The following is a 5,857-nucleotide window of genomic DNA, read 5'->3' as shown; positions in this document are numbered from 1 at the left end:
TACAGCCTATTGCAAGTTAAATTACAATTATTCAGGTGATTATATCAAAAAAGGGTGTCGATTTCGACACCCTTTTTCTTATTCATACAAAGGTTGATCAAATAACTCAACTTCTGGAACTTGGCTAATATCAATAAGCTGAACCTTGTATCTCAAATAAGCAGGAGATTCTAGGTCTGCCTCATTGGGTATTTTTTGGCAGAAGGTATCAATCATACGTCTGATACGCAAAGTATCGTCTTCCTGTTTGTAGTTGAAAGTAGCTTGTTTATGTTCAACTTTTTCCTCTTCTTCCTCATAAATTTCCTCTTCTTCTTCCAACACTACAACTGGAGGTTGTACAACAGCGACACGTTGGGGATTAGGGTTTCCTACGGTAGGTATTGGTTTGGGCGAGGCAGGTCTATCAATTAAATCCTTGAGTGTTGGTTTTGGTCTAGCAGCTACAAGAGGTTCTTTCTCATCCAAAGGTTTGTTAACGATATTGATAGGAAGTGGAGCATCATCTGCCAAATCGAATCCAGCTGCAATAACTGTAACACGCATTTCTTCACCCAAATCATCATCTAAAATAAAGCCTAATTTGAATCCAGCTGGAGCTTGGCCTATTTCTTTCATGATATAATCGGTGATAATTTGTTGTTCTTTCACACCCATTACCTTGGCTTTGCTAGTAGCTACAGTTACAAGGATACGTTTTGCCCCTTTGATATCTTTGTTGTTAAGCAACGGCGAATCGAGGGCACTTTTGATTACTTCAGAGGCCCGATTTTGACCTTTAGCTGAAGCTGTACTCATCACAGCCTGTCCTGCATTGCTTAATACTTTTTTAACATCCTTGAAGTCGGCATTGATTTTACCAGATTTGGTAATTACTTCGGCAACAGACTTTGCTGCATTGGCCAATACATCATCGGCATGCTCAAATGCTTCTAGTATATTTAGATCTTCATAAATCTCTAGTAATTTATCATTTAACACCACCAAAACCGTATCGCAAGTACGCTGTAGTTCTTCGATACCACGCATGGCAGCGTCGATTTTTTCAGTTCCTTCCCAAGAGTAAGGAGCTGTAACAATGGCTACAGTTAAAATATCAAGGCTTTTAGCCACTTTAGCAATTACAGGAGCAGCTCCTGTACCCGTACCGCCACCCATACCAGCGGTGATAAAAACCATTTTGGTACCACCTTCCAACAACGCCGTAATTTGAGCTGCACTTTCTTCTGCTGCCAAGCGCCCTTGTTCTGGTTCAGTACCAGCTCCAAGGCCTTCGGTAAGAATAGCGCCTAATTGAAGTTTAGTAGGAACAGAATTGTCGTTCAGGGCTTGTAAATCAGTATTACAAACTACAAAATCAACATCCTGAATTTTCATTTCATACATGTGACGAACAGCATTACTACCGCCACCACCAACGCCTATGACTTTGATAATATTAGAAGGCTTATCATCCTTTAGTTCGATATTATGATCAAAAAATGCCATACGCTTAAACGGGTTAAGGATTAATAATATTCAGTAAGGATAAGGTTTGGATTAATTTGCAAGAGAAACAAAGTAATCGGATATTCAGTAACTGTAACTCGGTCTGTTTACTTTGGTGTGCAAACCGCAAATTTAAGCTCTCAAAATTACAAATAATTTTAGATTACTCAGGTATTGTAAATACCTATCAATATGACATATAGTATAAAATTACACAAAAGTTGTCAGATTGGTACACTATACTTTTGATTATCAGTATATTTTAGTGAGTGGTTAATTCATTAACTTTAAAATCCCCATTTTTTGTATGCCATAAAACCCTAAAAAGTTGGAGTTTGACTCTTTATTCAAGCCCCCAACTTTGCGGTTATTCGCTATCACCCCATTTCCATTCTCGACCAAGTTCTAATTCTTTACGAAGGTTTTGTTTGATGAAAAAGTCTCTTGTAGAGTAATAGTCCATTTTTTTAGCAGGAATTTCTTCGGCATTCGCAAGGGCATACAACATCATGGCTGTGTAACGAACGGTATTGTTTATTTCGTCTTTTTTAATCAAATCAAATCTATCACAGTTGGCATGATAACATCCAATCGCCTCGGGGGCAATACTGCCAATAGGCGATGCCGTTGGAATACCTTCAAGCATAAAGCTTTGGTGATCAGAATGTAGACCCGCCTGATTGATAATCGTATTTTTGAAGGAAGGTTCAACCTTTTGAATTACCTGCCCAAATCTCGTAAATAGTGGTACCATCTCGCCACGCCCCGAGGTATTAAAACCATTGGCATTGTTGGCCATATCTAGGTTAAACATAAACGCCACCTTGTTGATAGAGTTACTTTTGTTGAGTTTTTCAATCATGGCTTTTGAACCTAACAAACCTTCTTCTTCGCCCATAAACATCACAAATTCGATTGTTCTTTTGGGTTTCAGTTTTAAGGCTTGAAAAGTGCGAGCAATATCTAAAATTGAGAACGAACCAATACCATTATCGAGCGCGCCATGTGCCAAATCCCATGAATCGAGGTGGCCACCAATGATGATTTTCTCATTTTGGTGACGTTTGCTACTCCCTTTGAGCGTTGCAATTACATTACGAGCTTTAATCATACGACTAAAGTTTTTCATGTCAATCATGGCTACTAAATTGGGTTCTTGACTCAGCCACGCACGAAGTTCCATGCCACTTTCGAGCGATATGCAAACAGCAGGGATTTCAATCAAACTTCCTGTTACAGAAGCTGTGCCTGTCAATAGTACATTACCTTTTACCGTATTTACAAAAATAACCCCAACGGCACCATATTGCATTGCCAGTGCTGTTTTCTCAGAACGGTGCAAGTTCCTTGGTCCTTTTATTGGAGCTAGTAAACCAATATTTACGAGCGCTATTTTGCCCGAAAGTTTGTCTTTTACCGCTTGAAAATCGCCTTCTAGTCCATTTCCTACGTCAACTATCTCTGAGGTAACTTTGGACTCTACAGGAGTCATAGCTAATGAAACAACTTCGACATCACGGAAATTGTCGCTTTTACGCGGTGCAATCGCTAAAGTAACGGTATCTCGCGACCAGGCTTCAACCTGAAAAGGCTGATATTTTACATCGCTAAATCCATAAGATTTGAGGAGAGTATGTGCGTATTCTTCTGCTTTTTTGCCATTACTACTACCCGTAAGACGATGGCCGATAGTTTTGCAGGCTTGTCCCAATGTTTCATAAGCTTTTCCATTGGACAAAACTTCTGTATTGATTTGGCGAAAAATTTCCTCCAATTCGTCTGTTTCTTCCTTAATTGGATTATAAGCAGCAGTGCCAATAAGTGATACAAGAACAAGCAGGCTCAATATACTTTTTTTCATAATATTATATTAAACAAAATTTGCTAAGAGTGGACACACCCAATAGAACACAATCAAAACGAAGTAAGTTACTCAAACGAGGCTACATGGTTATTCTCAAGAGAATTCAAAATTGGCGATGAAAGGTAGATGGTAGTTATAAGAATGTTGATTACAATACTATATAAATGACTATACTCTCCTAATTTATCGTACAAATAGTTGATTTCCAAAGAAAAGCAATGCTCAACTGCTTGGAGATGCTGTCGTCTAGGTTTATGGGAATTTGTATTAATCGAAATTTACAAAAAAAACTTTATGTGGTAAATGGTTGACTATCAAAAATTAGTATGTGTATGGTTTGATAAAAAAATACGCTCTACATAAAGGTTAAATATTTACTGAAAAAGGCAAAAAACTCCACAATCTTACTGAAGCTTCTTGCCTATTTCTTATGATAAAAGAGTGAAAAGCACCTTTGATTTGGCCCCTAATACTTGGCTAACAAGTAAGTGATAAGTGGTTTGTTTTAGGCAACAGGCATTAGGCAAAGAGTCTTAAAATGTTTGTTGATAACCACAGATATACTTTTGTACCCATAGCCGCAAGCGAAATAAATAAAGAAAATTTTAACGACCTTTTACCTAATGCCTATAGCATAAAGACAAGCACTTAAATCTAACTTTGCACGCCTTATTTGGTACTACCATATTGTTTAGGATATACATCTTTTTGATATTTGTCCCATTCACCTTTTTTGTAGTGGTTGTCACCAAAATAAGTAATAATTTGGTGAAACTGCAAGGCATCCTGATAGCCTGGTACTGGTTGAATCATATTGAATTTTTCGTCCAAGTACACAATCGTAGGAAATGACATTTTGCCCTGAAGCAATTGTACGCCTGCTTGGTTATAACCGTTTTGCCAAACAAACTTCTGAGTTCCAATCGTAATATCTTCTTTTTGCTCGGCGTCAAGTTTGACTGCATAGTATTTCTGATTGATAAACTCAATCACCTTGGGGTCGGTAAAGGTTTTTTGATCCATTACTTTACACCATCCACACCAGCCTGTATACACGTCGATAACAATTTTTCGGGGCTCTTTCTGAATAGCTTGAAAGGCTTGTTCTAGCGTCATCCAGTTGATTTTGGGCTTGCTAGCATTGTCTTGTGCATGCGTAAAATGAGCAGAAAGAAAGCAAAGTAATACTAAAAAAAACTTTTTCATATCCTATAATAAAAACGTAGTTTTAAACCAATAAAACTGCTGACATACAGTTTGCTAACTACAAAGTTACAGGCTTAACTCAAGATTCCTCCCACTTTTTGGAGTAATTTTAATGTAGCCTTAATTCCTTCGTCTTCGCTAAGTTCTTCTCCTTCAAATTCGATACCAACGATACCTTTAAAACCAGCTTCTTTGACAATTTTCATCAAACGCATGTAATCCATATTGCGCTCATTGCCGTCGGCATCAAAAACATTTGTTTTGGCACTAACGCCTTTCGCAAATGGCATCAACTCTTTTACGCCTTTGTATCGGTCGTATTCTTCTAGGCAAGTTCTCCAGTTGGCAGAGTCACGCTTGATACAGAAATTGCCAAAATCTGGTAAGGTGCCGCAGTTTTTCATGTTTACCGCTTTCATGACACCTGAAAGCCATTCGCCATTTGACGAATATCCTCCGTGGTTTTCCACAATAACATTTATCTTCATTGTAGCCGCAAACTCGCTAAGTTTTGCCAAGCCGTCGGCGGCATTTTTTGCTACTTCTTCGGCAGAGCCTTTACCTCCTGCATTTACACGAATAGTTTTGCAGCCTAAAAATTTGGCAGCTTCTACCCATTTTTTGTGATTATCTACAGTTTGTAATCTTTTCTTTTCGTCAGAATCTCCCATATCGCCTTCTGCATCACACATAATGAGGTGATTTTTGACACCGTTATCGTTGCAACGCATCAGCAATTCTTTCAAATAGGCGCTATCTTTTCCATTTTCTTTAAAATCTTTAGTGGATGACTTAAAGCAAGTATTTACGTATTCTACAATACCGATACCAAAATCTTTACGAGCTTTTACAGGAAAATCAAGGTTGGTCATTTGTCCACCAAAAATCGCCTTGTGCAAAGACCATTCGGCCAAAGAAATTTCGAAGAAAAGTTTTTTGCTAGCTTCAGAAGTAGCTAATACTTCTGGCGCAAAAGCCATTACACCGCTGGCAGCAGCAAACGTTTTGAGAAAGTCACGACGTGAGTTCATTGGATAATATTTGTTAAATTGTTTATTGGTAAGTAAGTGAGCAAAATTAAAGTTTTTTTAGGCAACAGGCATAAGGCACAAGGCAAAGAGTGTTAATTAAGTGAGCAGTGTTAGATTTATTTTTTTTGTTTTAGGCTCAAGGCAAAATGCTGTGCTTGCCTAATGCCTACGGCTTATAGCCTAGAGCCTAATGCCAGGCACAAGGCAAAGAGTGTTTAATTGTTTTTTGGTAACAATAGATATATTTCTACCGAATGCCTACGGCTTA

General features: G+C 38.2%; 4 protein-coding genes. All 4 read right to left on the bottom strand.

The window, feature by feature from the left end; genetic code table 11:
• Nucleotides 1-78: 78 nt before the first annotated feature.
• The 4 genes from ftsZ to ACOVQ4_RS22445 all read right to left on the bottom strand — a co-directional run bounded on the left by ftsZ (nucleotide 79) and on the right by ACOVQ4_RS22445 (nucleotide 5,589).
• Nucleotides 79-1,488: a cell division protein FtsZ gene (gene ftsZ, locus ACOVQ4_RS22460; RefSeq protein WP_421822829.1), complete on the bottom strand. Its 1,410-nt coding sequence runs from the start codon at nucleotides 1,486-1,488 to the stop codon at nucleotides 79-81.
• A gap of 367 nt (nucleotides 1,489-1,855) precedes the next feature.
• Entirely contained in the window at nucleotides 1,856-3,349 is a 1,494-nt protein-coding gene (locus ACOVQ4_RS22455) for a M20/M25/M40 family metallo-hydrolase (protein ID WP_421822828.1), read from the bottom strand.
• 672 nt (nucleotides 3,350-4,021) lie between these two features.
• Entirely contained in the window at nucleotides 4,022-4,558 is a 537-nt protein-coding gene (locus ACOVQ4_RS22450) for a thioredoxin family protein (RefSeq protein ID WP_421822827.1), read from the bottom strand.
• A 74-nt stretch (nucleotides 4,559-4,632) separates the two neighbouring features.
• On the bottom strand, nucleotides 4,633-5,589 hold the full coding sequence (locus ACOVQ4_RS22445; RefSeq protein WP_421822826.1) for a TIM barrel protein: 957 nt from the start codon (nucleotides 5,587-5,589) through the stop codon (nucleotides 4,633-4,635).
• Between the last annotated feature and the right edge of the window lie 268 nt (nucleotides 5,590-5,857).

The sequence above is a fragment of the Flectobacillus sp. genome, assembly GCF_049240685.1.
GTDB lineage: Bacteria > Bacteroidota > Bacteroidia > Cytophagales > Spirosomataceae > Flectobacillus.
This window is presented reverse-complemented; position numbering and strand designations above follow the sequence as displayed.